The sequence below is a fragment of the Nonomuraea endophytica genome, from assembly GCF_014203235.1.
Lineage (GTDB): Bacteria > Actinomycetota > Actinomycetes > Streptosporangiales > Streptosporangiaceae > Nonomuraea > Nonomuraea endophytica.
On sequence record NZ_JACHIN010000011.1, the window covers coordinates 1 to 26,155 of the forward strand.

The 26,155-nt window shown below is 71.6% G+C and carries 25 protein-coding genes and 1 pseudogene; 9 read left to right on the forward strand and 17 right to left on the reverse strand.

Annotated features, from left to right (window positions below):
• Together HNR40_RS34695 and HNR40_RS34700 are read right to left on the reverse strand one after the other, a co-directional pair.
• The coding region (locus tag HNR40_RS34695) for an FAD-dependent oxidoreductase (protein ID WP_184969000.1) at nt 1-474 on the reverse strand (474 nt) is incomplete at its 3' end.
• A 163-nt stretch (nt 475-637) separates the two neighbouring features.
• The gene (locus tag HNR40_RS34700; protein ID WP_184969002.1) at nt 638-1,735 is read right to left on the reverse strand and encodes a flavin-containing monooxygenase; all 1,098 of its coding nucleotides are present in this window, start codon (nt 1,733-1,735) and stop codon (nt 638-640) included.
• 79 nt (nt 1,736-1,814) lie between these two features.
• Here HNR40_RS34700 and HNR40_RS34705 point away from each other — a divergent pair, with 79 nt between their 5' ends.
• Entirely contained in the window at nt 1,815-2,225 is a 411-nt protein-coding gene (locus HNR40_RS34705; protein WP_184969005.1) for an ArsR/SmtB family transcription factor, read from the forward strand.
• A 21-nt stretch (nt 2,226-2,246) separates the two neighbouring features.
• On the opposite strand, the pseudogene HNR40_RS57925 reads toward HNR40_RS34705, so the two are convergent.
• Together HNR40_RS57925 and HNR40_RS34720 are read right to left on the reverse strand one after the other, a co-directional pair.
• Nucleotides 2,247-3,067, reverse strand: a pseudogene (locus HNR40_RS57925) (Tn3 family transposase).
• A gap of 15 nt (nt 3,068-3,082) precedes the next feature.
• Nucleotides 3,083-4,687 carry an AMP-binding protein gene (locus HNR40_RS34720; protein WP_184969011.1) on the reverse strand — a complete coding sequence of 535 codons (1,605 nt, stop codon included), beginning with the start codon at nt 4,685-4,687 and terminating at the stop codon, nt 3,083-3,085.
• Nucleotides 4,688-4,757: 70 nt separating this feature from the next.
• Here HNR40_RS34720 and HNR40_RS34725 point away from each other — a divergent pair, with 70 nt between their 5' ends.
• Nucleotides 4,758-5,597 (forward strand): helix-turn-helix transcriptional regulator, encoded by an 840-nt coding sequence (locus tag HNR40_RS34725; RefSeq protein ID WP_184969013.1) that lies wholly within the window; start codon nt 4,758-4,760, stop codon nt 5,595-5,597.
• On the opposite strand, the gene HNR40_RS34730 is transcribed toward HNR40_RS34725, so the two are convergent.
• Both HNR40_RS34730 and HNR40_RS34735 read right to left on the reverse strand, forming a co-directional pair.
• Entirely contained in the window at nt 5,594-6,394 is an 801-nt protein-coding gene (locus tag HNR40_RS34730) for a pyridoxamine 5'-phosphate oxidase family protein (protein ID WP_184969015.1), read from the reverse strand. The two genes, HNR40_RS34725 and HNR40_RS34730, sit on opposite strands and share 4 nt — an antisense overlap.
• Before the next feature lie 2 nt (nt 6,395-6,396).
• Entirely contained in the window at nt 6,397-6,843 is a 447-nt protein-coding gene (locus HNR40_RS34735) for a VOC family protein (RefSeq protein ID WP_184969017.1), read from the reverse strand.
• 81 nt (nt 6,844-6,924) lie between these two features.
• Between HNR40_RS34735 and HNR40_RS56650 the strand changes: the two genes are divergently transcribed.
• From HNR40_RS56650 to HNR40_RS34750, 3 genes are read left to right on the forward strand one after another with little or no spacing between them, the layout of a single operon-like run.
• Nucleotides 6,925-7,455, forward strand: a complete 531-nt coding sequence (locus HNR40_RS56650) for an ABATE domain-containing protein (protein WP_184969018.1) — start codon at nt 6,925-6,927, stop codon at nt 7,453-7,455.
• Nucleotides 7,455-10,445, forward strand: a complete 2,991-nt coding sequence (locus HNR40_RS34745) for an ATP-binding protein (RefSeq protein ID WP_184969020.1) — start codon at nt 7,455-7,457, stop codon at nt 10,443-10,445. Before HNR40_RS56650 ends, HNR40_RS34745 begins: the two co-directional genes overlap by 1 nt.
• Before the next feature lie 58 nt (nt 10,446-10,503).
• The gene (locus HNR40_RS34750; protein ID WP_184969022.1) at nt 10,504-11,694 is read left to right on the forward strand and encodes an erythromycin esterase family protein; all 1,191 of its coding nucleotides are present in this window, start codon (nt 10,504-10,506) and stop codon (nt 11,692-11,694) included.
• Here HNR40_RS34750 and HNR40_RS34755 read toward each other — a convergent pair.
• From HNR40_RS34755 to HNR40_RS34795, 9 genes are read right to left on the reverse strand one after another with little or no spacing between them, the layout of a single operon-like run.
• A complete protein-coding gene (locus HNR40_RS34755; RefSeq protein ID WP_184969024.1) occupies nt 11,643-12,389 on the reverse strand; it encodes an SRPBCC family protein in 747 nt (248 codons plus the stop codon). The genes HNR40_RS34750 and HNR40_RS34755 overlap by 52 nt on opposite strands.
• Nucleotides 12,390-12,391: 2 nt before the next feature.
• Nucleotides 12,392-12,976 carry an ArsR/SmtB family transcription factor gene (locus tag HNR40_RS34760; protein WP_184969026.1) on the reverse strand — a complete coding sequence of 195 codons (585 nt, stop codon included), beginning with the start codon at nt 12,974-12,976 and terminating at the stop codon, nt 12,392-12,394.
• Between the two features lie 55 nt (nt 12,977-13,031).
• Complete coding sequence (locus HNR40_RS34765; protein WP_184969028.1) at nt 13,032-14,030, reverse strand: aldo/keto reductase; 999 nt, start codon at nt 14,028-14,030, stop codon at nt 13,032-13,034.
• 2 nt (nt 14,031-14,032) lie between these two features.
• A complete protein-coding gene (gene solA / locus HNR40_RS34770; protein WP_221341223.1) occupies nt 14,033-15,166 on the reverse strand; it encodes an N-methyl-L-tryptophan oxidase in 1,134 nt (377 codons plus the stop codon).
• 16 nt (nt 15,167-15,182) lie between these two features.
• Complete coding sequence (locus tag HNR40_RS34775; protein ID WP_221341224.1) at nt 15,183-15,944, reverse strand: amino acid ABC transporter ATP-binding protein; 762 nt, start codon at nt 15,942-15,944, stop codon at nt 15,183-15,185.
• Nucleotides 15,944-16,876, reverse strand: a complete 933-nt coding sequence (locus tag HNR40_RS34780; protein WP_184969033.1) for an amino acid ABC transporter permease — start codon at nt 16,874-16,876, stop codon at nt 15,944-15,946. Before HNR40_RS34780 ends, HNR40_RS34775 begins: the two co-directional genes overlap by 1 nt.
• Before the next feature lie 2 nt (nt 16,877-16,878).
• A complete protein-coding gene (locus tag HNR40_RS34785; RefSeq protein WP_221341225.1) occupies nt 16,879-17,826 on the reverse strand; it encodes an ABC transporter substrate-binding protein in 948 nt (315 codons plus the stop codon).
• Nucleotides 17,827-17,853: 27 nt separating this feature from the next.
• Complete coding sequence (locus tag HNR40_RS34790) at nt 17,854-18,828, reverse strand: glycoside hydrolase family protein (RefSeq protein WP_184969036.1); 975 nt, start codon at nt 18,826-18,828, stop codon at nt 17,854-17,856.
• Nucleotides 18,825-20,330, reverse strand: coding sequence for a lyase family protein (locus tag HNR40_RS34795; RefSeq protein ID WP_184969037.1), 1,506 nt, complete (start codon nt 20,328-20,330; stop codon nt 18,825-18,827). The genes HNR40_RS34790 and HNR40_RS34795 overlap by 4 nt, the downstream gene beginning before the upstream one ends.
• 166 nt (nt 20,331-20,496) lie before the next feature.
• On the opposite strand from HNR40_RS34795, the gene HNR40_RS34800 reads away from it, so the two are divergent.
• From HNR40_RS34800 to HNR40_RS34810, 3 genes are all read left to right on the forward strand, one after another.
• Nucleotides 20,497-21,630, forward strand: coding sequence for an aminotransferase class I/II-fold pyridoxal phosphate-dependent enzyme (locus HNR40_RS34800; protein ID WP_184969039.1), 1,134 nt, complete (start codon nt 20,497-20,499; stop codon nt 21,628-21,630).
• Nucleotides 21,631-21,635: 5 nt separating this feature from the next.
• Nucleotides 21,636-22,016, forward strand: coding sequence for an ACT domain-containing protein (locus tag HNR40_RS34805; protein ID WP_184969041.1), 381 nt, complete (start codon nt 21,636-21,638; stop codon nt 22,014-22,016).
• A gap of 77 nt (nt 22,017-22,093) precedes the next feature.
• Entirely contained in the window at nt 22,094-22,231 is a 138-nt protein-coding gene (locus HNR40_RS34810; protein ID WP_184969043.1) for a hypothetical protein, read from the forward strand.
• A gap of 105 nt (nt 22,232-22,336) precedes the next feature.
• Here HNR40_RS34810 and HNR40_RS34815 read toward each other — a convergent pair whose 3' ends face one another.
• Nucleotides 22,337-22,906 (reverse strand): TetR/AcrR family transcriptional regulator, encoded by a 570-nt coding sequence (locus HNR40_RS34815; protein WP_184969045.1) that lies wholly within the window; start codon nt 22,904-22,906, stop codon nt 22,337-22,339.
• An 84-nt stretch (nt 22,907-22,990) separates the two neighbouring features.
• Here HNR40_RS34815 and HNR40_RS34820 point away from each other — a divergent pair, with 84 nt between their 5' ends.
• Entirely contained in the window at nt 22,991-23,944 is a 954-nt protein-coding gene (locus HNR40_RS34820) for an NADP-dependent oxidoreductase (RefSeq protein ID WP_184969047.1), read from the forward strand.
• 296 nt (nt 23,945-24,240) lie between these two features.
• Here HNR40_RS34820 and HNR40_RS53795 read toward each other — a convergent pair whose 3' ends face one another.
• On the reverse strand, nt 24,241-26,079 hold the full coding sequence (locus tag HNR40_RS53795; RefSeq protein WP_221341226.1) for a zinc-binding dehydrogenase: 1,839 nt from the start codon (nt 26,077-26,079) through the stop codon (nt 24,241-24,243).
• Nucleotides 26,080-26,155: the final 76 nt, after the last annotated feature.

Below are 26,155 nucleotides of genomic sequence, written 5' to 3' on the forward strand. Positions count from 1 at the left end.
TTCGCTGTCTTGCAGGCGGATGAGGAACGGCACGTCCTGGCGGCCGTTGGTGCGGACCCGGTCGTAGCCTTCACGGCTGATCGCGGCCACTTTGGCGCGGAGCCGTACGCGCTCGCCGAAGAGTTTGGCCAGCGGGGCGAGGTAGTCGGTGATGAGCTCGGCGCCGGTGGGCAGCCATTCGTCGTCCGGGGCGCTCCAGCCGTCGGTGTGGAGGAGGCGGCGGGCGGCGGCGTCGATGTTGTACTTCCACGGGCTGAACACCCGCACGTGCCCCCACCGGGCGATCGAGGCGGCGATCTGCTCGCCCGCCTCCAGCACCAGGAACGGCAGGCCGCGCTCGGCCAGGTGGGCGGCGGCTGCCAGGCCGACCGGGCCCGCGCCGATCACCACGACCGGCAGCCCTTCCGCGTCGGGGCCATGGACGATCTGCTCGAGTTCGAGAGCGGTGGTGGTGCCGCAGCAGCTGTTGCTCATGACAGGGCTCTCCCCAAGATGCGAACGGTGTGAAGACGACGAAGGATGCGCAGGGCGCCGGGGTGCTGGCCGCACCCACACCCTGGCTTGTTTAGAAGTTTGTCGAAGCAGTGCCCATAGTGCGCCTCTGCTTAGAGGAATGTCAAATTAGCTGGTCGTCGAATCAGAGGCCGATCTGGGCCGGGGCGTGGCGGGCGTGCGCGGCCAGCGGGCCCATGATGTGCGCGGCGTCGGCGGCGACCCCGCGCAGGGTGTTGGAGGCGAACGAGCGCTGGAACTCCAGCCCCAGATAGGCCAGGCCCGGCCGCACGAGGGACAGGCCGCCCTGATGCACGGGCAGGCCGTGCTCGTCCAGGACGCCGAGCGGCGCCAGGTAGCCCAGATCGGGCAGGTAGCCGGTGGCCAGCAGCACCACGTCCACCCGCTCCCGCTGCCCGTCGGCCCACACCACGTGCTCGCCGTCCAGCGCGGTGAACATCGGCCGGCGCACCAGGCGGCCGTCTTGCACGGCGGCGGCGTAGTCGCCGACGTCCATGACCAGCCGCGCCCGCACATGGTGGATCAGCCAGGCCGGCGGCAGGTCGTCGAAGCCGCTGGCCACCAGCCAGTGGTGCACGTCCCGGCCGCCGCGCCGCTGCGGCAGGAAGGCCAGCGGGGCCCGCGAGGCGAGGCTCACCCGCGCCGCCGTCCCGGCCAGTTCGTGGGCGATCTGCACGGCGGAGTTGCCGCCGCCGACCACGACCACCCGCTGCCCGGCCAGGTCCTTCGGGTTACGGTAGTCGGCCGCGTGCAGCACCCGGCCGGCGAAGGCGTGGGCGCCGGGCAGGCCGGGGCGGATCGGGCGGGCGAACGAGCCGGAGGCCGCCACCACGGCCGCGGCCTCGATGTCCTGCCCGTCCTCGGTGCGCACCACGAACGCGCCCGCGGGATGTCGTTCGTCGGCGTTCTCGACGGCCCGCACCCGGGTGCCGGTGCGGATCTCCACCTCCAGCAGGGCGGCGTAGCGGCGCAGGTAGCCGGCCACCTCGTCGCGGTGCGGGTAGCGGTCGGGGTCGCCGTCGAAGTCCAGGCCCGGCATGGCGCTGAAACGGGCCGGCGAGAACGCGGTGAGGCTGTCGTAATAGCGCGGCCACGAGCCGGCCGCTTCGCCGGAGGCTTCCAGGATCAGTGGCCGCAACCCGGCCTGCAGGGCGGCGCGGGCGGCGGAAAGGCCGGACTGGCCGCCGCCGACGATCACAACGGGTTCGGTAGGTGAGGTCATGACCCCGGAACATATATCTCTAATTTCAGATATGTCAAAACAGCGATATGATGATGGGATGCGACCGACGAGGAGGAGCATGACGCAGCACACCGCCACGCGGGACACCGCGCCCGGCGCCCCCGGCCCGGAGGCGAGCGGCGCGGCCCGCTGCCCGGCCGACGGCACCGTTCCGGGGCAGGACGGGCAGGACGGGCAGGAGGTGGCCGAGCTCAGCCCGGCCGTGCACGCCTTCCTCAAAGCCCTGGCCAGCCCCGCCCGCCAGCGCGTCATGCTGCTGTTCGCCCGCGGCGCCGAACTCACCGTCGGCCAGGTCGCCGAGGCCACCGGCCTGGCCCAGCCCCGCGCCAGCGAACAACTGGCCGAACTCCGCCGCGGCGGCATCCTCACCTCGCGCAAGGACGGCAAGACCGTGCTCCACCGGGCCGACAAGCGGGCCAGCGCCGCCGCCCTGGCCGAACTCCAGGCCTACCTGCAGCATTGCTGCTGACCAGCCCCCGCAGGTACTGGGTCACGGCGTGCGCGCGGGCTGCTCGCCGTCATGGAAAGCGCGCAGGCCGCCGGCGACCTCGGCGCGGGTGAAGGCGTAGCGGCCCAGGAAGTTGATGTGCTCATAGGCGATCGGCGACAAGCGGGCGCACATCTCCTGCGTCACCGGAAAACCTTGCTCACGCAGCCGGTCGACGGCGGCGTCGAGGTAGAGGCTGTTCCACCAGATGACCGCGTTCAGCGCCAGCCCGAGCGCGCCGAGCTGGTCCTCCATGCCTTCTCGGTAGCGCTGGCGCAGCTGACCGCGATCGCCGAAGGCGATCTTGCGGGCCGGCCGATGCCGGGCCTCCTGCACGTTCAGCTGGGCGCCGATCATGCGGCGTAGCCGCCGTCGTGCAGGAACTGCAGCAGGTGCAGCGTCTTGAAGATGCGGCCGTAGCGCGCGAACGCCTCGCCCAGGCCGGTGGTGCGGCCGTCGGCCGACAGCATCCGAATCAGGTCGTAGGCGCGCACACTGCCGGTGGTCAAAGATCCGGCCACCCGCACCATGTCCGCCCAGTGCGGGCGGATGCGGTCTAGGCGGATGGTGTGGCGCGACATGTGCTCCAGCGGCCCGTAGGAGGCGCGGGTGTTGGTGCGCCACAGCCGGGTGTCGGCCAGGTCGGCGATGCGCGTGCCGTGCAGTTCGACGTGGACGCTGTGGCCGTACTGGGGCCGGGCGAGGGTGTGGCCTTCGCGGACCACACGGCGGAAGCCCTCGTCGGTGGCCACCTGCCACTGCACGGGCACGGGTCGCTCGGGCATCCCGCCGCGGCCGTCGACGGCGAGCGGGTCGGGGGCCAGCGGACATGTGCGTTCTCAGCCCAGCTCCAGCAGCTCCACGGCCCGCTCGCGCATCTCGACCTTGCGGATCTTGCCGGTGACCGTCATCGGGAACTGCCCGACCAGGTGGACGTAGCGGGGGATCTTGTAGTGGGCCAGGCGGCCCGCGCAGAACTCCCTGACCGTCTCGGCCGTCAGCGGCTCGGCGCCGGGGCGCATGACGATCCAGGCCATCAGCTCCTCGCCGTACTTCGGGTCGGGCACCCCGATCACCTGCACGTCGGCCACGTCGGGATGGGTGTAGAGGTACTCCTCGATCTCGCGCGGGTAGACGTTCTCGCCGCCCCGGATGACCATGTCCTTGATCCGGCCGACGATGTTGACGTAACCCTCCTCGTCCATGGTGGCCAGGTCGCCGGTGTGCATCCAGCGAGCGGCGTCGATCGACTCGGCCGTCTTCGACGGCTCGTCCCAGTAGCCGAGCATCACCGAGTAGCCGCGGGTGCACAGCTCGCCCGGCTCGCCGCGGGGCACCACCAGCCCGGTCTCCGGGTGCACGATCTTGACCTCCAGGTGCGGCATGACCCGCCCGACCGTCTCGGTACGGCGGGCCAGCCCGTCATCGCGCCCGGTCATCGTGGACACCGGGGAGGTCTCGGTCATGCCGTAGCAGATCGCCACCTCCTCCATGTGCATCTCGCCGGCCACCCGCTTCATCACCTCGACCGGGCAGGGCGAGCCCGCCATGATGCCGGTGCGCAGGCTGGACAGGTCGAACTCGGCGAAGCGCGGGTGGCCCAGTTCGGCGATGAACATGGTCGGCACGCCGTACAGGGAGGTGCAGCGCTCGCTCTCCACGGCCCGCAGCGTGGCCTCGGGGTCGAAGCCGGGCGCGGGCAGCACCACGCACGCGCCGTGCGAGGTGGCCCCGAGGTTGCCCATGACCATCCCGAAGCAGTGGTAGAGCGGCACCGGCAGGCAGACCCGGTCGGCCTCGGTGTAGCCGAGGCCCTCGGCGACGAAGTAGCCGTTGTTGAGGATGTTGTGGTGCGAGAGCGTCGCGCCCTTGGGGAAGCCGGTCGTGCCCGAGGTGTACTGGATGTTGATCGGGTCGTCGAAGGAGAGCGTGGCCGCGCGCTCGCGCAGGGCCGCGGGGTCGGCGCCGCGACCGCTCGCCACCAGCTCGTCCCAGCCCGGCTCGCCGATGAAGACCACCTGGTCGAAGCCGATCTCGGCGAGCATCGCCCGGTAGTCGCTGGTCTTGAACGCCACGGCGCCGACCAGCAGCCGCATGCCCGACTGGCGGATCACGAAGTCCAGCTCGTGGCTTCGGTAGGCGGGGTTGATGTTGACCAGGATCGCGCCGATCTTGGCGGTGGCGTACTGCGTCAGCACCCACTCGGCGCAGTTCGGCGCCCAGATGCCGACCCGGTCGCCCTTGGCGACGCCCCTGGCCATCAGGCCGAGGGCGACCTCGTCCACGGCTGCGTCGAACTCGGCGTAGGTCCAGCGCCGTCCGCTCGCCACCTCGACCAGGGCCTCACGGTCGGCGAAGCGGGCCGCGGCGCGCTCCAGATTGTCCCCGATGGTCTGGCCCAGCAGAGGAAGCGCGGAGACGCCCGACGCGTGTGAGTCACCCATGACCGAAGCATCCGGCAGGCTCCTGTCCCGCGCTACCCCCGTTCAGGGGTGGCCGTGCCATGCTGGAGCGATGGTGGCACCACACCTTCTGCGGGCGGCGCTGGCGCGAATGCGGCACATCACCGGGCTGCCTGTGTCGTTCGGCGGCACCGTGACTCCCGCCGGCCGTACCGTGCGGCTGATCGAGCTGGCCGGGACGACGACCGGCGCGCTGCGCGGGCTGGCCATCAGGGCCGGCAGCGGCCTGGGCGGCCGGGTGCTGGTCACCGCCCGGCCGGGCAGTGTGGAGGACTACGCCACCGACGCCCGCATCAGCCACGAATACGACCGGCCGGTGGGGGCCGAGGGGCTGCGGGCGATCGCGGCCGTCCCGGTGCTCGTGGGGGAGAGCGTCGGCGGGCTGCTGTACGGCGGCATCCGCGAGCCGCTCACCCTCGGCACCCGCGTGCTCGACGCCATGGGCAGGATCGCCGCCCGGCTCGGCGTGGAGCTGGCCGTACAGGCTGAGGTGGAGCGGCGGATGGCCGAGCTGGAGACCGCCGCGATCACCCGCGCGGCCCGCGAGCGGCCCACCGGGCCGGAGCGGGAGAACCTGCGCGAGGCACACGCCGAGCTGCGCTCCATCGCCCAGGAGATCACCGACCCGGCCCTGCGCGAACGCCTGCGGGAGGTGTGCGAGCGGCTGAGCGCGCCCCATGAGCCGCCGCCCGCGCACCACCCCCTCTCGCCCCGCGAACTCGACGTGTTGTCGCTGGTCGCGGTGGGCTGCGGTAACGCCGAGGCCGGTGAGCGGCTGGGTCTGCGGCCCGAGACGGTCAAGAGCTACCTGCGCGGCGCGATGCGCAAGCTCGGCACCCACACCAGGATGGAGACCGTGGTCGCGGCCCGGCGCGCCGGGCTGCTCCCCTAAGGGCAGAGGGTCCAGCGCAGCGGGCTGTCCCCGGTGGTCTCCACGACCTCCTCCACCTCGAATTCCATCATCCGCTGCTCGCCGCTCCAGTCGGCGCGGGCGCGCCCGGCCAGCCGCAGCGTGTGCCCCTGCTCCCAGTCCACGAACAGCAGCCCGGCGGCCGGTTCCAGCTCCAGATTCCCGAGCGTCAGGAACATGAAGTTGCCCCGGTAGTCGGCCCAGCGCAGCCGTCCCCCATCCAGCACCTCGACGAAGCCGGGCGGGCCGCCGCGATGCGAGACGTCCGCGCCCTGGCCGTCCGCGCGGGTGGCGATGAAGAAGGTGTCGGCGCTCTCGATCCACCGCCGGTGCCCGCCGGTGAGCGCCGCGTGCTCCACGGTACGGCGCGCCGCCGGCTCGGCCACCGAGGTGATCTGCCTGGTCACGATGTGCTTGGGGCAGTTGGAGATCACCTGGTCGGTCTCGATGACCAGCCGGCCGCCCTCCTGGGTGGCGGTGCCGTTGACCCGCATCCGCCGCCGCGTCCACGGCTCGATCGCCAGGGTCCCGATCTCCCCGCCGCCCTCGAACGGCGCCTCCCCCCGTACGGCCAGCGTGGTCGCCCCGAGCGGCTCGATGAAGCCGGGCTCGCCCGTCATCAGCCCGATCCGCGTGCCCATGCCGACGACCAGCATCCGCTGGCGGCGCAGGAACTCCCTGGCCACCTCGGGCAGCTCGGGACGGGCGCGGGCCGAGCCGAGCAGCTTGGTGATGCCCGCGCGCCGCTGCGCGCTCACCTCACCGGGATGAATGCCCATGGTTAGAAGAACCCGCAGGTGGGGGCGTTCTCGTGTGGGGCGGGGGCGGTGACTCCCTCGTTCACGTAGATCTCCAGCCGGGTGCCGTCGGGGTCTTCGAAGAACAGCCCGCCGGACTCGCGGCCGGTGCCGTGCGGGACGATCCCGTCGTGCCGGATGGCGACGCCGAGTTCGCGCAGCCGGGCCTCGATCGCCTCCAGTTCCTCGATGCCGGGCGCCTCGAAGGACAGGTGGTGCAGCCCGGGAGTGCCGCCGTCGAAGCGGCCCGAGCTCTGCTCCCACAGCGTGAGCACGAGCTCCTCCGGCCTGCCCAGCCGCGCGTAGCGCCAGTCGCCGCCGTCGGTCTTGCCGAACAGGCCGAGGCCGAAGACCTGGCAGTAGAAGTCGATCGAGCGGTCGAGTTCGGTGACGTTGAGCCCGACGTGCCCGGTCTGGAGTGCGGTCGCCACAGAGCGACTCCCTTCTAATGGATGTGCCGCAATTCAAGCATTAGCCGCTAATGGGTGCAAGTGCGGGGTAGCATTAGCAGGGTGGTGCACATCGCCGTCGCTTTCGCCAACACCGTCCGCGCCTCCACGGGGGACGCGCTGGCCACCGCCGCCGGGCTGACCGCCTGGCTGCGTGAGCGGCGCGCCGAGCTGGAGGTCCGCCTGGAGGAGGCCGACCTGCTGGCGATCGGTGACGAGGAGGCCGCCGCCGCCCGGCGGGCCCGCGACGCCGTACGCGCGCTGATGGGGGGCGAAGACGGCACGGACGAGCACGTCCGCGCGCTCAACGACGCGGTGCGGGCGGCCCCGCGATGGCGTGAGCTGGCGTGGGGGGAGCCGCCGTCGGTCACCGCCCGTTCGGCGCGTCCGCCTGTGCTGGCGGCCGTGGCCGAGGTGGCCGAGCAGGCGATCCTGCTGGTGTCCGGCCCCGACCGCGACCACGTCCGGCCGTGCGGGGCGCCCGGATGCGTGCAGTTCTTCCTGAAGGAGCACCCGCGCCGGGAATGGTGCTCGACCGGCTGCGGCAACCGCGTGCGGGTGGCCCGCCACTACGCCCGCACCAAGGGCGCCTAGTGCGGGTGGGCGTGCTGGGCCCGCTGGAGGTCACCGACGGCGGCGAAAAGGTGGAGGTCGGAGGGGCGCGGCTGCGTGCGCTGCTGATCCGGCTGGCCCTGAACGCCGGAAACGTGGTCGCGGTCGAGGCGCTCACCGGGGCGCTCTGGCCCCAGGACGGCCCGGCCGATCCCGTGCACTCCCTGCACTCCCTCGTCTCCCGGCTGCGCCGCGCCCTGCCGGTGGCCGTCCTGCAGGTTCCCGGCGGATATCGCCTGGACCTCCCGCCCGACGCCGTGGACGCCCTGCGATTCGAACGGCTGGCGCGCGAGGGCCGGCAGGCACTGCGCGAAGACCACCCGGAACCGGCCGCCGAACGGCTGCGCGCGGCGCTGGCGCTCTGGCGCGGCGAGGCCCTGACCGACGTGGCCGAGACGCCCTACGCGCTGGCCGCCGCCGCCCGGCTCCACGAGCTCAGGCTGGCCGCGACCGAGGACCGGATCGCCGCCGAGCTGCGGCTGCCCGGCGACCACTCGCCCCTCGTGGCCGAGCTGGAGGAACACCTCGCCGCCCACCCCCTCCGCGAACGGCTGCGCGCCCTGCTCATCGAAACCCTCCACGCCACCGGCCGCCGGGCCGAAGCGCTCGCCGCCTTCGAGTCCTTCCGCGTACGGCTGGCCGAAGAGCTGGGCGCCGACCCGGGACCGGAACTGAAGGGGCTCCACCTGGCGCTCCTGCGCGCGGAACGGCCCGTGCGAGGCAACCTGCGCACGCCGCTGTCGAGCTTCGTCGGCCGCGTCGAGGAGCAGGCGCACCTGGTCAGGCAGCTGCACGAGCGGCGGCTGGTGACGCTCCTCGGCCCGGGCGGCGTCGGCAAGAGCCGGCTGGCGACGCGGGCCGCGAGCGAACTGTCCGCCGAGTTCCCGGGCGGCGCCTGGCTGGTCGAGCTGGCGTCGGTGACCGATCCGGCGGCGCTGCCGCAGACCATCGTCACCACGCTGGGACTGACCGGCCAGGGCAGGCCGGGCGACCCGATGGGACGACTGGCCGACGCGCTGCCCGCGAGCCCGACGCTCATCGTGCTGGACAACTGCGAGCACCTGATCGACGCCGCCGCCCGCCTCGTCGAGGACCTTCTCGGCCGGTGCCCGCAGCTGCGCGTCCTGGCCACCAGCCGCGAGCCGCTCGGCCTGCTCGGGGAGTCGCTGAGCCCGCTCGCGCCGCTGCCCGCCGCCGACGGGGTGCGGCTGCTCGCCGACCGGGCGGCGGCCGTGCGGCCCGGGTTCACGCTGGGCGAGGAGGACCGGGCCGCCACCGCCCGGATCTGCGCGCGGCTGGACGGGCTGCCGCTGGCGATCGAGCTGGCGGCGGCGCGGCTGCGGTACTCGACCGTCGAACAGGTGGCGGCCGGGCTGGGCGACCGCTTCCTGACGCTGACCGGCGGCAGCCGTACGGCGTTGCCGCGCCATCGCACGCTGCGCGCGGTCGTGTCGTGGAGCTGGGACCTGCTGTCGCACGAGGAGCGGGCGGCGGTCGAGCGGCTCGCGGTCTTCCCCGGCTCGTTCACGCCCGAGGCGGCGGCCCGCGTGTCGGGGTGGGCTGCGGTGGAGGACTTCGCCGACCGTTCGCTGCTGCAGTTCGTGCCGGGGTCGCGCTACCTGATGCTGGAGACCATCCGGGAGTACGGGCTGGAACGGCTCGCGGAGTCCGGGCGGCTGGCGGCGGCCAGGGCTGCGCATGCCGCGTACTTCGCCGAGCTGGCCGAACACGCCGAGCCGCTCCTGCGCGGGTCCGGGCAGCTCGCCTGGGTCCGGCGACTGCGGGCTGATCGGGACGATCTGCTGGCGGCGGTGCGGTTCGCCGCGGACTCCGGGGACGCGGCCACGGCTTTGCGGCTCGGGGCCGGGCTGCGCCTTTTCTGGACGATCGCTGAGGATCCGGGCGAGGCGGCCGCCCTGCTGCGCGGGGTGCTGGATGTGGCGCCGCATCCGGGGGTGGCGGGGGCGTACCTGCTCAATCTGGTTCTGGCGGCGGACGGGGGCCGCGCCAAGGGCGAGGCCGACGGGCTGCTCGCGCTCGCGGCCGGGTGCGGCGAGCCCGCGACCAGGGCGATGATCGAGGCGCTGGTCGCGCTGATCACCGGCGATGCCGCTACCGGGCTGGCCGCGATCGACGCCGGGCTGCCCGGGTCGGGGGCGTGGGATCGGGGGGTGTTGTGGTTCGTCCGGTCGTTCCTGGACGGCAGCCTCGGTGACATGGAGGCGATGCGCACCGACCTCGGGCAGGCGGCGGCGGCGTTCCGCGCGTGCGGGGAGCTGTGGGGACAGGCGATCGCGCTGAGCTATCTCGCCTTCGCGCGCACCACGCTCGGCGAGTTCGAGGAAGGCGCGGCGGCGCTGGAAGAGTCGATCGGGCTGGCGCGCGACCTCGGGACCGGCGACGGGCGGCGGGTCTGGCTGGCCATGGTCCGCAGCCACACCGGACAGACGGCCACCGCCCGCGCGGAACTGCTCGACGTCCTCGGCGGCAACCCGCCCGCGCACCAGCTCGGGCTCGCCCATGTCCAGCTGGCCAACCTCGCCCGCTACGAAGGCGACCTCGACACGGCCGGACGGCACCTGGCCGAGGCGGCCGTGAGCCGGGATCCGCTCTTCCTCCTGGCCCGTGCCGAACTGGCGGTGGCCAGAGGCGAGGAGGCCGGGCCCGACCTGGCCGAGGCGTTCGCGCTCGCCGTGGAGAGCTGGGACATGCCGCTGGTGGCCATGGCCGCCGTCGCCGTGGCCTCCTCACTGCAGGCCACCGACGCGTCGGCGGCGGCCGGGGTGCTCGGCGCCGCGCACGCGTTGCGCGGCGGCCCCGACGCCCGCCACCCCGACGTCGAACGGCTGGCCCGCGCTCTCCGAGCCGAACTGGGCGAACCCGCCTACCACGCGGCCTACGAGCACGCCCGCCGTCTCGACCGCGCGGTCGCGATCGCCCGCGTCAAGACCGCGCTCGCACACCCGGGCTGACTGCTCCTGCGAGGGATCTGTGGGCGATCTGCGAGGACCTCCCGGCACCGTGGTCCCCATGACGTACGCCCGGCTCATCGAATCCCACTCCCTCGCCCCCATGGACCCCCTCGACGACCTCGAACCCCTGCTCGACCTGGTCGGCGACGCCCGCGTGGTGGCGATCGGCGAGAGCTCCCACCACGTGCGCGAGTTCTATTTGCTACGCCACCGCCTGCTGCGCCTCCTCGTCGAACGCCTGGGCTTCACCGTCTACGCGCTCGAAGCCCCGTTCACCGACGCGCACACCGTAGACGCGTGGGTACGCGGCGGCCCCGGCACCGTCGAGCAGGTCGCCTCCGCCGGCATCGACCACGGCATGGGCGACTGCCGGGAGATGCACGACCTGCTCAGGTGGATGCGCGAACACGAGCGACCGCTGCGTTTCGCCGGTTGCCTGGCCGGCACCCCGCGCACCGCCCTGCGCGCCGTCGCCGCCTACATGAAGGACGCGGACCCCGACGCCCACCTCCTGGCCGACCGGGCCTTCCGGCTGGCCGGCGGAGAGCGCGAGGTACCCACCATGAAGGCCATGCTCGACCACGCCCGCCGCCCGATCGAGGCGCAGGACGAGCTGACCGTGGCGATCAGCCGACTGCTGGCCCGCATGGAGACGATGGCCGGATACCAGCGCGGCCAGGGCCGCGCCGCCGAGCACACGGCCGCGTTCCAGCACCTGCGCAACGCCTGGTACCTGGATCACGGCGGGCGCGACCTCAACGGGCGTGGCCTGGCCGTGGGCACCGCGTGCCTGGACGCGTTCGGCGCGGAGAGCGTGCTCCGGCTCGTCGAGGACGGCGCCCGCGTCGTGGTGGCGACGCACAACACCCACATCCGCAAGACGGTGATCGAGCACGAGGGCGACTTCGGGCTGTTCCCGCAGGGCTACCACCTCGCCCAGGCGCTCGGCCCGGACTACGTCTCCATCGCCGCCACCAGCCTCGGCGGCCGCACCTCCGCCGGGCGGGTCGCGCCGGAGCATCCGCTCGGCTTCGAGGCGGTCGACGTCGAGCTGCCCGAACTTGCCCCCGGCAGCGTCGAGACGCTCTTCGACGGCCGTGCGCCGCTGGCCGTCGCCGACCTGCGCGGACTCGACCCGGAGGCGTTCACCCGGATCCGGATGCTCGACTACTTCATGGACGTGCCCGTCGTGCGGGCCTACGACGCGGTCGCCTGCGTCCCGGAGACACGATCCGTCGAGGTGTGTTGACCGTCCAGCCAGGACTTCCAGTCGACGCCGGGGTCATCCGCGAACAGGTGGTGGGAGGCGATCATGGGGCCGTGGAAGCCGCGGATGAAGCGGTACAGGGCGGTGGGGGTGCGGACGGCGACGTTCTGGGAGTTGACGAAGTAGACGACTCCGTCTTCGCCGGCCAGCCGTACCCGATCTCCCGGCTTGGCGGGGTGGGACAGGCCCAGCTTCTTGGCGAGGGATGGCCAGGCCTGGTCCCACTCGGGCACGGGCGGGCCGAAGACGGTGAGCGGGGTGGCGGTGCGGCCGCGGAAGTGGGTCAGGTACTCCACCAGCGTGGCGAAGAACAGCTCCAGGCCCGCCGACATCGCCTCGAACTCGTCCTGCCAGTCGTCGCCCGGCAGGAAGCCGCTGGTGACGGCGCGCAGGAGGGTGGCGCCGCCGGACTGGGCCTCGATGAGGAACTCGTAGGCCACGAAGCGGCCGTCGGTGGCGGTCTCGGTGCCGTGGGCGAAGCGGGCGCCGGGCTCGGCTCCGGTGATGCGGGTGGTGGGGGAGTAGTCGCCGAAGACGGTGGTGACGGCGCCGTCGGCGACCTCGTTACGGCCCATGAACCAGGAGTCGATGCCGGGCCCGGTGGAGATGGCCGCCCAGATCTCCTCGGGCGAGGCGGGCACCTCGGCCCGCTGCTCGATCTCGAACTCGTGGCCCATGCTCACGACTCCCTCGTGCTGGGGTGGACGGCGACCACGATGCGGTGATCCCGCCCTGATTCGGCCTCTTCATCGTGGTATTTCGAGACCAGCGTAGTGACGGCCTGCGTGAGCTCCTCCGCGAAGGCCGCCCGCGCGGCCGGAGTGGCGAAGCGCACCTCGCCGTCCAGCGCGAACGTCGCCACCCGCTTGCCCGCCCTGGCCGAGCCCGTGATGAGCGCGCCCACGTCACGGACCAGCCGGGCGGCCAGCGCCAGCAGCCAGCGCGCCGACAGCCGGTCCGGCGACTGGGCCGGATCGGGCTGCACGGCGGCCAGCGCCACGGGCGAGATCACGTAGGAGGCCGCGGTGGCACGCAGCAGCCGCTCGGTCGCGTTGCCCTTGCGTCGTTCCTCGACCAGTTCGACCAGGCCGTGCCGTTCGAGCGTGCGCAGATGGTAGTTGACCTTCTGCCTCGGCAACCCGACGCGGGCGGCCAGCATCGCCGCCGAGGCGGGCTGGGCGAGCTCGGCCAGGAGCCTGGAACGCATGGGATCCAGCGACACCTCGGCGGCGGCCGGGTCCTCGATCACGGTCACGTCGAACATGCTTCTACGATCTCACCGACAACAAAATCTGACAAGACGGTGAAGATTGTCGGTACTACCAGGCGTACGCCTCCGGTGCCGGGCCGCCGGGACCAGGGAAGATGGCGTCGAGCGCGGCCAGCCGTTCCTCATCCAACCGGATCGTCAGCGCCCCAAGCGCCAGCGTCAGCTGCTCGACCGTGCGGGCGCCCACGATCGGAGCCGTCACCCCCGGCTGGTGCAGCAGCCACGCCAGGCCGACAGCCGCTGGATGCTCCCCGATCTCATCACACAGCCGCTCATAACGTTCCACCCGGTCCCTGTCCTCCCGCAGACCGGCCTCCGCGCGGCCCGCCTTGCCCCGCGCGATCTCCTGCTTGCGCAGGATGCCGCTCAGGAGACCGCCGTGCAGCGGACTGTACGGCAGGACACCGATCCCCAGCTCACGGCAGGCGGGCAACACCTCAAGCTCGACCGTGCGCCGCATCAGGCTGTAGATGCTCTGCTCGACGACGAAGCCGAACTCGCCGAGCCGTTCGGCCGCCGACTGCCCGCGCACGATGTGCCAGGCCGCGTGGTTGCTGGTGCCGAAATACAGGACCTTGCCCTGCTGGCGCAGCAGCGACAGCGCCGACCAGATCTCCCCCCACGGCGTCGACCGGTCGACGTGGTGCAGCATGAAGATGTCGAGGTGGTCGGTGTTGAGGCGGCGCAGCGACTCCTCGCACGCCCGGCGCAGCCGCCGCGCCGACAGCCGGATGTCGTTCACGCCCGGCCCCATCGCGCCGTAGGCCTTGGTGGTCAGGATGATCTGGTCACGGCGGGACGGCGTCTTGGCCAGCCAGGTCCCGATGATCTCCTCGGTCCTGCCCTTCTCCGGCTCCAGCCCGTACACCTGCTTGTTGGCGTCGGCGCCGTAGACGTCGGCGGTGTCGACGAGGTTGACGCCGCTGTCCACGGCCAGGTCGAGCAGCCGGTGGGAGGTCGCCTCGTCGGTGAGCGGGCCGAAGTTCATGGTGCCGAGCGCCAGCCTGCCGACCTGGAGACCGGAGCGGCCGAGGTTGGTGTAGTCCATGGTCATGCTCCGAAACGGGTGGGGGAGAAGGCCGACAGGTCGAACTCCGAGCCGCCGTCGAGGGCGAGCTGGGCGCAGATCTGGCCCACGGCGGCCGAGTGCTTGAACCCGTGGCCGGAGAACCCGCCCGCGAACACCACCCGGCCACCGGCGCCGACCGGGCCGATGACGAAGTCGCCGTCGGGGCTCTTGGAGTTCATGCAGGCCATCGCCTTGCTGACACGCGGGACGAGGCCGGGGAAGGCGGTCGCGCAGTATTCCTCGATCGGCGCCAGGTCCCCGGGCGTCGGGTCGCGCCAGTTGTCCTCCGGCCGTTCCAGCCACGCCTTCTTCGCCTGCGGGCCGCTGATGCCGACCTTGGCGCCGGCGCCGTCCACGTCCGGGATGCCCCAGCCGTGCGCCTCGTGGCTCTCGCGGACGAACGTGGGGAAGCGGTCGGGGCGGTACTCCGCCGCGTCGCCGCGCGCCTTGAACCACGACAGACACGAGCGCTGGGTACGCAGCGGCAGCGAAACCTCCGGCAGCAGATCCAACGTCCAGGCGCCGGAGGCGAGGATCACCTTGGCAGCCGTGAACCGTTCGCCGCCCACGGTCACCGAGACCCGCCCGTCCTCCACGCGCAGCTCCGAGACGGGCACGCCGGTGCGGATGTCGGCGCCGGCCTGCCGCGCGGCGCGCACCGCCGCCGTGACGCACGCCTCCGGCCGCAACGCCCCCGCGCCCGGCTCGAAGATCGCCACGTCGTCGTCCAGCACGGCATGCTGCGGATAGCGCCGGCGCATGTCATCGGGCGTCAGCCACTCATAGGCGACCTCGCCCGCCGCCGCGCTGGCCAGCGCGTCCTCGATCAGCTCGCCGCCGTCGGTGCCGATCACCAGGCCGCCGGACGGCTCGAACAACCGCTCGCCGCCCCGCTCCAGCTCCTTGATCAACTCGAGGGTACGGCGGGCCAGCGGCACGTACTCCTTGCCCTCGAAAAGGATCTGCCGGTAAATACGGGACCCGCCGTGCGAGGACCCGCGTGCGTGCCCGACGCCGAACTGCTCCACGCCCAGCACCGAAGCTCCCCGCGCGGCGGCCTGCCAGGCGGCCATGGAGCCCATGGCGCCCAGCCCGATCACGATGACGTCTCTCATGGATGTGCTCCCCATGTCACAACACCTTGGACAGGAATGCCTGGGTACGCAGGTGCCTCGGCCTGGCCAGGACCTCGCGCGGGTCGCCCGACTCGACCACCACGCCGTCGTCCATGAAGACGAGTGTGTCGCCTACCTCACGGGCGAAGGCCATTTCGTGGGTGACGACGATCATCGTCATCCCCTCGCGGGCCAGGCCCCGCATGACGTCCAGGACCTCGCCGACCAGCTCGGGGTCCAGCGCGGAGGTCGGCTCGTCGAACAACATGAGCCTGGGCCGCATCGCCAGCGCCCTGGCGATGGCCACCCGCTGCTGCTGGCCGCCCGACATCTTGGCCGGATAGCTGTGCAGCTTCTCGGCCAGCCCCACCCTGCGCAGCAGCTCCTCGGCGTGCGCGGTGGCGGCCGCCTTGCTCTCCTTCTTCACCAGGCAGGGGCCGAGCACGACGTTCTCCAGCGCGGTGAAGTGCGGGAACAGGTTGAAGCTCTGGAAGACCATGCCGATGCGGGCGCGCTGGCGGCAGACCTCCTTGTCGTTGAGCTCGTGCAGCGCCTCGCCGCTCTGCCGGTAGCCGATGAGCTCGCCGTCCACCCAGAGCCGGCCTCTGTTGATCGTCTCCAGGTGGTTGACGCAGCGCAGGAACGTGCTCTTGCCCGACCCCGACGGGCCGACCAGGCACATCACCTGCCCTTCGTCCAGGGACAGGTCGATGCCTTTGAGCACGTGGTTGCGCCCGAAGTGCTTGTGCACCCCCTCGGCGCGGACCAGAGCGGACATCAGCGGTCCTCCTTGACGCGGGCGCGGCGGGCGGCCAGGTTGCGGCGCAGGCGGGAGCCGTACGACGCGCCGGGGTCGCGGTCGGGAGAGAAGCGACGCTCGATCCGGGTCTGCACGGAGGTCAGGATCGAGGTCGCCAGCAGATACCAGATGCTGGCCACGAGCAGCAGCGGGATGGTCTGGAAGTTGCGCCCGTAGATGATCTGGACGCTGTAGAGCAGCTCGGGGATGGCCAGCACGCTGATCAGCGAGCTGGTCTTGAGCATCGCGATCGTGTTGTTGCCGGTGGGCGGGATGATCACCCGCATGGCCTGCGGGAGCACGATCCTGCGCATCGTCATGCTCTTGGACAGGCCCAGGGAGCTGGCCGCCTCCAGCTGCCCCTTCGGCACGGACACGATCCCCGCCCGGACGATCTCGGCCATGTACGCCCCCTCGTTGAGCGCCAGCCCCAGCACACCCGCGATGAACGGGGTGATGAGCGTGTTGGCGTCAAGGGTGGCGAACGTCGGCCCGAAGGGCAGGCCGAGCTGGATCGTCGGGTAGAGCGCGCTCAGGTTGAACCAGAAGATGAGCTGGACCAGCAGCGGCGTACCACGGAAGAACCAGATGTAGGCCGCGGCCGTCCACGACAGCACCTTGTTGTCCGAGCTGCGCATGACCGCGAACAGCACGCCCAGCGCGATGCCGAGGACCATGGCGATCGCGGTGAACTGCAGCGTGAGCAGCAGTCCGTTGAGCACGCTGCCGTCCAGCAGATACCTGGCCACGATCTCCCACCGGTAGCGCGGGTTGGTGACCATGGACGTCAGCAGCAGCGCGAGCAGCCCCAGCACCACCGCCGTGGCGACCCACCGCCACGGGCGCCGCACCGGGATCGCCTTGATGTCGGCGTCGGGCCGCCGGCTCGTCCGCACGGTGCCGGTCGCCATCGCTAGGCACACCCTTCCTTGATCGCCTGCGGGAAGATCTCGTCGCCGTCCTGCACCTGCGCGGGGTCGGTGAAGATCTCCGACTTCTCGATCGCGCCGTCCACGACGCCCCACTTGCTGGCGATGCGGGTGTAGTGGCCCTGCTGCAGCAGCCTGGTCATCGCCTCCTGCAGCACCGCGTTCATCGCGGAGTTGCGCTTGGGTACGGCGATGCCGGACAGGCTGTGCGGCGTCCGGTAGGTCCCGGTGACACAGAGCGTGCCCTCCGACTGCTTGGCCGCCCACTCCACGGCCGGCTTGTCGGCGCTCACCACGTCCGCGCGCCCGCTGGACAGCGTCAGCACCGCCTGGTTCTGGTCCGGGATCCTGATGATCTGGACGGGCTTCTTGCCCGCGCCCTTGCAGTAGGCGTCGGCCTTCTCCAGCCGCTCCACCTGTGAGGTGCCGCTCTGGACGCTCACCCGCAGGCCGCAGACGGTGTCCTTGAAGTCGTTGACCTTGATGCCGCTGCCCTTCTTCACCAGGAAGCCGCCGCCGTTGAGGTAGTTGGAGACGAAGTCGACGACGCCCAGGCGTTCCTTCTCGATGCCGAACCCGGCGATCCCGATGTCGTACCTGCCCGCCTCAAGGCCGGGGATGATGTTGTCGAAGGAGGTGTTGCGCCACTCCACCTTCAGGCCGAGCAGCTTGCCGATGGCGTCGCCGGTGTCGATGTCGAAGCCGACGAGCGTCTTGTTGTCCTCGGCGAAGAACTCCAGCGGAGCATAGGGCGCGTTCGTGCCGATGATGAGCGTCCCGCGGTCGCGGATCTCCTTCGGCACGCCGGCGGCGAGCTTGTCGTCCTTGGCGATGCCGACGGCGGTCTTCGCCATGTCCGGCGCTGTGTTGACGCCGCACGCGGTGAGCGGCAGCAGGGTCATGAGGGCGACGAAGAAGATGCGGTTGTTCATGGTGTCACCAACTTGCTGTGCGGCGGTTCAGGGGCTGGGTGTGCCGGCCGACGGCGCCCGCCGTACGGCGGAGTCGGGGCCGGGCAGTGAGAGCGCGCTCGCCGTGCGAACCGTGAGGCCGCCCCCGATCAGGACCAGCTCAGCGGCGTGGATGGCCGACGACTGTCCCGACGTCGGCACCTCCTCGCCGAAACTGTCCCGTCCGGTCTGCGCGTAGTAGAAGATGGCCGCCCGGTCGTTGGCGACCGGATGGATGTACGGCTGCCGCGGCGCGTGGCCGGGCACGGTCAGCGCGCCCCGGTGCTCCCATCGGCGCAGGTCGGGCGAGCGGTAGACGGCCGGGCCACTGCGGGTTTCGGCGACCATCCACCCCTGGCCGCCCAGCGTGAACACCGCCGGGCCCTCGTGCCAGTCGGCCAGTGCCTGCTCCTCGACCTTCCACCCGTCGAGGTCGTCGCTGACGGCCAGCCAGATGGAGCCGCCCCGGTACTCGTCCTTGAACCACAGCCCGAAGCCGCCCTCGGGGAGCGGATGGACGTAGGGGTCCACGGCGTGGTCGGTGCCCAGGTCCACGCGTCCTTGGTGCGACCAGGTCCACAGGTCTTGGCTGGTCAGGTGGTGGATCTGGCGGTGCCACGGGCTCGGCCGGCCATGGGTGTCCCAGGCGGGGTCGTCGGGCACGCCTCTGATGAACGTGACGAACATGTGGTGCAGGCCGTCGTGTTCGATCACGTCCGGGCCCCAGAAGGTGTTGAGACCCGGTTCGACCGGGAGGTCCAGGGTGCCGCGGTAGAGCCAGCTTGTCCCGCCGTCGGCGGAACTGGCCGCCGCTACCCGGCCGCCGTGGCAGCGGCCGATCCTGGGCGCTCCGCCGATCCGGGTGTTGGCCCTGCGGTGGACGAACAGGCACCACCAGGTGGACTCCGCGCCGTTCCAGACGAGGACCGGATCGGTGGCGCCGTCGTGGATCGGGTCGGTGATGAGGGCGTGATCGTGGTTCACGGCGTGCCTGCCGGGTGGTTCGGGTCGGGGGTCTGTGCGGGATCCGGGGCTTCCGGGGCTTCCAGGCGTTCCAAGGGGAAGTGCGTGACGGCGTAGGCGTGGCCGTGCTCGACCGCCGACTCCACCGCCTCACGCAGGGAGCCGCGCAGGTTGTCGCGGACCGCGTCCTCGTTCCACGCCATCCCGTCCAGGCACCGGGTGGCGAACAGCATCGCCACGCGCTCCAGGCGGCGCAGGCCGCGCAGGAGTTCGGCGGTGACCACCGGGCCCCAGGGGGTGACTTCGAGCTCACCGGCCGCGCAGGCCAGGTGGACGGTGTGGGCGCCGCCTTCCAGTTGGAAGGAGACCTGCATGACCAGTTCGGGGATGACCGGGTTCACCTTGCCCGGCATGATCGAGGAGCCTGCTTGCATGGGCGGCAGCCGTACCTCCGCGATGCCGCCCACCGGGCCCGATGACAGCAGCCGCAGGTCGCTCGCGACCCGGGCCAGCACCCGTCCGCCCCTGGCCATGGCGTCGGCGACCGAAGCCATGGCTTCCAGCGAGGCGATGCCGTCGGACAGGTTCGCGGCGGGTTCGAGGGCCAGCCCGGTCTCCTCGGCCAGCCGTTCCAGGGCCAGCTCCGCGTAGCCGGGCGGGGCGCCGAGCCCGGTGCCGATCGCGGTCGCGCCGAGCGGCACCCCCCGGAGCTCACCGGCCGCCGACTCCAGCAACCTGGCCGCCGACAGCACCGCACTCGCCTGCCCGTCGTGCACAAGTCCAGCCGGTACGGGCACCGCGTCCTGCAGGCAGGTGCGTCCGAGCCGCTCCAGCGACCGGTAACGCGCGGCCTGCCGGCGCAGCGACTCGGCCACCACCCGCAGGGACCGGACGGTCGCTTGAGCCGTGGTCAGGACGGCGATGTTGAGCGCGGTCGGCATCACGTCATTGGTCGACTGCGACCGGTTCACATGGTCATGAGGATCAACCCGCGTCACGTGACCGTCCCGGACGACACGCGTGCTCTGACCATGCGAGGCGCTCAGCGTCGTCTGGCCACGCGGATCCATGTGCGCGCTCTGGCCGCCCGGATCACCCGTGATGTGGTCGTCCAAGTCGGTGCGAGGGGCGTGGCCGTTGGGGCTGGTTTCTGGCGTTGTGGCGAGGAGTTCGGCGGCGCGGGTGGCGAGGACCTCGTTCATGTTCATGTTGGTCGAGGTGCCGCCGCCTCCCTGCACCACGTCGAGCGGGAAGTGCTCGTGCAGGTCTCCGGCGGCGACCTCGGCGGCCGCGCCCATGATGGCGTTCCCGATCTCCTCGGGCAGCACGCCGAGCTTGACGTTGGCCCATGCCGCCGCGCTTTTGACCTGCGCGAGCGCGGTCAGCAGGGCGGGGAACTGGCGCAGCGACTCGCCGCCGAGGCGGAAGTTCTCGCTGGCCCGCGCCGTATGGATGCCGAACAGGTCGTTCGAGGAAAGTCTGATCTCGCCCAGGAGGTCATGTTCGACACGGTTCAGATCCATAGCATCACCCCTCACTTGAAAGGTTGCCTGGTAGGTAGACAGCCAGACTCCATGGGGAAAGAGGGCATGTCAATCCCTAAATATGCAGACAACAGACGCTCTTGACAGGATTTCGGGCGTGAGGCAACCTGCCAGGCAACCTGACCTGTTCGCTGTAGGAGTGCCTGTGACCTTCCAGACGTTCGAGCTCGAGAACTGGCAGTCCGACCACGAGCAGACCGTCCGCTTCAACCTCGCCGACTCGACCGTCGACCCCGTCACCGTGGCCGACCTCATCGAGGACGGCGAGGACCTTGAGCGGATCATGTCCGTGCCGCTCTACTACCCGGAGGTCAACGGCGAACGGTCCCTGCGCGGCCTCATCGCCGGTCTCCACGACGGCATCGGCACCGACGACGTGCTGGTCACCGTGGGCGCCTCCGAGGCCAACGCCGCCATCGTCGACGCGCTCTGCGAGCCGGGCGACCGCGTCGTGGTCATGGAACCCGGTTACCGCCAGGTCTGGGGCCTGGCCCGCAACCGCGGCTGCGACGTGGCCGCGTTCGAACTGCACGCCGACCGAGGCTGGGCGCCCGACCTGGAACAACTCCGCCGGGTCGCCGCCCCCGGCACCAGGCTCATCTACGTGTGCAACCCCAACAACCCGACCGGCTACATCCTCACCCAGCGGGAGATGGCCGAGATCGTGCGGATCGCCGAGGACTGCGGCGCCTGGCTCGTGGCCGACGAGGTCTACCGGGGCAGCGAACGCCTGACCGACGCCGAGACGCCGTCGTTCGTCGGCATGACCGACAAGGTCATCGGGGTGGGCAGCCTGTCTAAGTCCTATGGCCTGTCCGGTCTGCGCATCGGCTGGGCCGTATGCACTCACCCCGAGCTCGCCGACCTGTGGCGCAGACATGAGTACGTCGCGATCGCGACCGGCCGCCTCGACAACTTCCTCGCCGAGTGCGCACTCAGGCCCGCGGCCAGGCGGCGGCTGTTCGAGCGCAACCGCGCCTGCGTGCGCAGAGGCTACGACCTGTTCTCCGCATGGGCCCTGCGGCAGGGCGGCAGGCTCGCCGCGCAACCGCCGATGGCCTCCGCGCTGGCGTTCGTCCGCTACGACAGCGACCTGTCGTCCGTCGAGGTCGGCGACCTGTTCCGGCGCGAGGCGAGCGTGCTGGTCGCGCCTGGAGTGTTCTTCGGCAGGGAAGGATGGTTCAGGATCAACATCGGCATGGACACCGGCCACCTGGCCCAGGCCCTCGACGCGCTCGCGCCCGTCGTGGCCGCCCTGCCGCCCGCCTCGGGAAGGTGACGTCCATGGAACTGCTCCTGCTCACGAATGAGTACTCCGTCTGCCGCCTGCCCGCCGCCACCGCCCCGCCCCCACCGCCGGCCGCGGCCGAGCTCTACGCGCTGACGGTCACCGCCGAGGAGGTCTCGGTGGTGTGCCGCTCCGGCGCGGAGCCGGCCGGGGCCAAGGTGGAGAGCGGTTTCAGCGCGCTGCGAGTGGCCGGCGCGCTGGACTTCTCCCTCGTCGGCATCCTGGCGGCGCTGACCGCGCCGCTGGCCGAGGTGCGGGTCTCGGTGTTCGCGATCTCCACGTTCGACACCGACTACCTGCTGGTACGCACCGCCGACCTGCCCACGGCCAAGGCGGCCCTGGAAGCCCACGGCCACGCGGTCGGGTTCACCCGCTGATCCCGGCCGTCATGCCGTCGACGATCCGGCGGCCCAGCCAGCCGTACAACACGATCATGGGTTAAATCAGGATCACGATGCCCGCGGAGCTGTACGACATGCTGCTGTACAGCCCGAGGGGCGCGGCGGGCAGGTCGCGCTCCTCGGGCAGCAGCACCCACAGCGCGATGGCGGTGGCGCGGGGGAGCAGGATGTTCCCGATCAGACGCAGCTGATGGTGATGACGCGCTGGTTGGTGGATGAGCCGATGGGGCCGCGTTCGCGCAGGCCGGAGGCGGCGGCGCGGTATAGCGGTGAGGTCACCGCGCACGCGATACTGCTCAGCGGACCGGGGCTCGCGGCGCGACCGCCTCGCGCAGTTCGGCGGCGGCCTGGGCGATGAGCTCGGAGAAGGTAGCGTCCGGGTCGGCCAGCCAGCGGGACGTGGCGCGCCGGGAGATCGAGATCGCCACGTCGATGACGAAGCGTGCCTCGCCGGACTCGACACCACGCCGTTCAAGCGCCCGCGCCAACGCGCCGGCGATGTCGGCGAGCTTGATCAGGTCGCGTTCGGCCAGTGCCGGGCTGGCGGCGATCACCCTGACGCGGCGCAGCAGGAACTCGCGCGAGCGAAAGACCTCGTCGGCGGTCCCCAGCGCCGTCAGCAGCGCCTCGAACGGCGTGACCTCCGGACCGACTGCCTCGACCTGGGCGACCAGATGGGCCTCGAGCTCGTTGCCGGTGAAAAGGACTTCCCGCTTGTCCGGGAAATAGCGATAGAACGAGCGCTCGGCCAGACCGGCGGCACGCGCGATCTGCGCGACCGACGTGCGCTCGAACCCCTGTGTCTCGAACAGCTCGAGCGCCGCCCGCTCGAGTCGGCCCTGTGCGTCGGATTCCCATCTCGGCATACCGGCCAGGATACGACAACAGATGCTGTTATCACCGTGTTAGGGTCGATGACAGCAGATGCTGTCATCACATGGGAGATCGTCATGCAGGCTCTTCAGTTCGACCGATTCGGCTCCCCGGACGTGATCGTGCTCCGTGACGTCCCGAGCCCGGAGCCGAGACCCGGCCAGATCCGGATCGCCGTGCGGGCATGCGGACTGAACCCGGCCGACTGGGCGGTGGTCGACGGCCTCCTCGCCGACCAGTTGCCGCCGCTGCCGCGCGGAATGGGGCTGGAGGTCGCGGGCACCGTCGACGCGCTCGGTGAGGGCGTCACCGGCGTCGAGATCGGCGACCGCGTGTTCGGCCCGGCGACCTTCGACGGCCCGACGGCCGGGGCCGCCGAGTACGCGCTGATGGCGGCATGGGCGCGCCTTCCCGAGAACGTCACCGCCGAGCAGGCCGCCGCGCTGCCGATGGCGGCCGAGACGGCGTGGCACGCACTCGACGACCTCGGCATCCAGCCGGGTGAGTTGCTGCTCGTCCACGGTGCGGGCTCCACCGTCGGCGAGGCGGCGGTGCGCTTCGCGCTGCATCGGGGTAGCCGGGTGATCGCCACCGCCGGGGCCGCACGGGCCGCCGCCCTGGAAGCGATCGGGGCCCAGGTGACCGGCTACGGCGACGGCATGGCCGAACGCGTCGCCGCTCTGGCCGGAGGCCGCGTGGACCGCGCCCTGGACGCCGCCCCGACCGGCGGCCGGATCGACCGCCCCGACCAGACCAGTCCGGCCGGCGGCTCACTGCCGGCCCTCATCAAGCTGACCGGCGACCCCGACCGCGTCCTCACCGTCTCCGACTTCGCCGCCGCGGCCGAGCTGGGCACCCGGGTCACCCACATCGACATGCGCTACGACCGGCTGGAGGAGTTCGCCAGGTTGGCCGGCGAAGGCGTCCTGGCCGTATCGGTCGCCCGTACCTACACCCTCGACCAGATACACGAGGCTGCCAAGCTCAGCCAGTCCCGTCGGCCCGGCGGCAAGCTCACGCTCGTCCTGTGATCGCCTTGCCACCTGCCCAGGCGATCCCGCTGCCGCGCAAGTTCTGGGACCGAACATCCCACAACAAAGACAAACCGCTCGAACCATCCAGGTGAGCAGCGGCGACGATGATCAACTCCAACGCCCGCTTCTCGGCAGCCTTCTCTCCTGGCACTGCCCGCGAGACGAGGTTCAGGCACGCCCAGGGAGCGGCGCCACAGAGGTCTCGTACGCGGTCATCAATGGGCGCAGTTCCCCAGAGATCGTTCTCCACGTCGAAGGTTGGCCCCATGGCCGCCGCATCCCGGTGGCACCCGTTAACGGGAGACGTTCGCTTCCACATTGACCACGATCTTGCCGAGGAAGTGGCCGTGCTCGCTGAGCCGGTGGGCGTCGGCGGCTTCTTCGAGGGGGAACTCGGCGGCGATGGGGAGGCGGGTGGTGGCGATTTCTCCCGCAATTTCGCGAAGCTTGATGGGATTGGATGATCCGCTGGAGAAGCGCGCCCCGTGGCTGCTCGCACCAGGGTCGGCGATGCTGACCACCTTGTCCGGATCGCCGGTGAGCCGGACCGACATCGCCACCACATCCCTGCCCGAGGCGTCCAGCACCAGGTCCACCGGCTCCCCGATCCGCTCCTCCAGCCCCTCGCCGTAGGTCACCGGGTGCACGCCCAGGCCTTTCAGGTAGGGGTGGTGGGGTTCGCTGGCCGTACCGACAACTCGAAGTCCCGCCCGGATGGCCACTTGAGCGGCGGCCAACCCGACACCGCCCGCGACGGCATGGATGAGCAACGTCCGCCCCTCCTCAAGCCCGAGCAGCCCCAGCGCCCGCGCCGCCGTCTCCACCGCCACCGGCAACGCCGCCGCCTCGACATGGGTGAGCCCGTCAGGCTTGAGAACCAGATCATCCGGTACGGCCAGCACATAGTCGGCCAGCGCCCCACCGTGCCGCCCCACCACCTCCTGCCCGACGCGCAACCATCCCGCGTCCGCGCCGTCCACGTCTGGTCCGATCGCGTCGATGACGCCGGAGAACTCCAGCCCCGTGCCTGTGGGCCCGTCCAGTGGGATGCCGAAGGCGCCGCCGCGGATCTTCCAGTCCACGGCATTGACCCCGGCCGCCCTGACCGCCACCCGCACCTGGCCGGGGCCGGGCACGGGGATCGGCACCTCGTCGACCCGCAGCACCTCGGCGCCGCCGTGCTCGGAGTAGCGCACCGCCCGCCCGTGGGTCACCAGCACCGCCTTGCCGACCACGTCCCGCGCCTCCAGAGCCGCGTGGGCCCGATGCGCCTGGTCCAGCGGCACCGCCAGCCCGATCGTGGGTGTGATCCCGGCGGTCAGCGTCCGCTCCGCCAGCCGATGCAGCGCCTCAGGCGTGAACTGCACCTGCTCGATCCCCACCAGCCGCACCCCGCGCCGCTCCGCCTCGTCGGGACCGACGGCCGCGAACTCGCCGCTGAGCACCCCGTAGCCGAAGAACACCCCACCCGGGGCGGTCAGCGCGAAGGCGTCGGCCCCCACCTGCCCGCCCACCCCGTCGAAGACGGCGTCGAACTCCAGGTCTCCGGAGGCCAGGTCCGGGTAGTCCACCACGGACGAGGCACCCAGCGAGAGGGCACGGGCCCGCTTGGCCGGACCCCGGGCGGCGCCGACCACATGGGCGCCCGCCCTGGCCGCCAGTTCCACGAGCACCAGCCCGAGCGCCCCTCCCGCCCCGGTCACCAGCACCCGCGCGCCCGGCTTGAGCTCGGCGGCATCGAGAAGGCTGAGCGCCGCCGGTCCCACCTGGAGCAGGGCGGCGGCCGAGATCAGCGAGACGTTCTCCGGCACCTCCACAAGCGCGGACAGGGGCGCGGCCACCTGCTCGGCATACCCGCCGCCGGGCAGAAGCGCGGCGACCCGCCGCCCTTCCCAGGATCCGGCCTCCGGCGCCGACCGGACCACCCCCGCCACGGCCGTCCCGGGAACGTAGGGCGGCCGGGTGCCGAACCACTCCCGTCCCCAGCCGGTGCGCAACTGCACCTCGATCGACAACACGTCGGCCGCGCGCACCTCGATCACGACCTCTTCCGGCCCGGCGGTCACCGGCGAGGACTGACGAACCCGCAGGACTTCCGGACCACCGAACCTGGTCACTTCAACAATGTTCATGCCGGGCAGTCTGGTACCTCAACCAGCCTTGAGGTCAAGCGGGCGCCGTAACGGCTGGGAACCACCAACCGCGTCT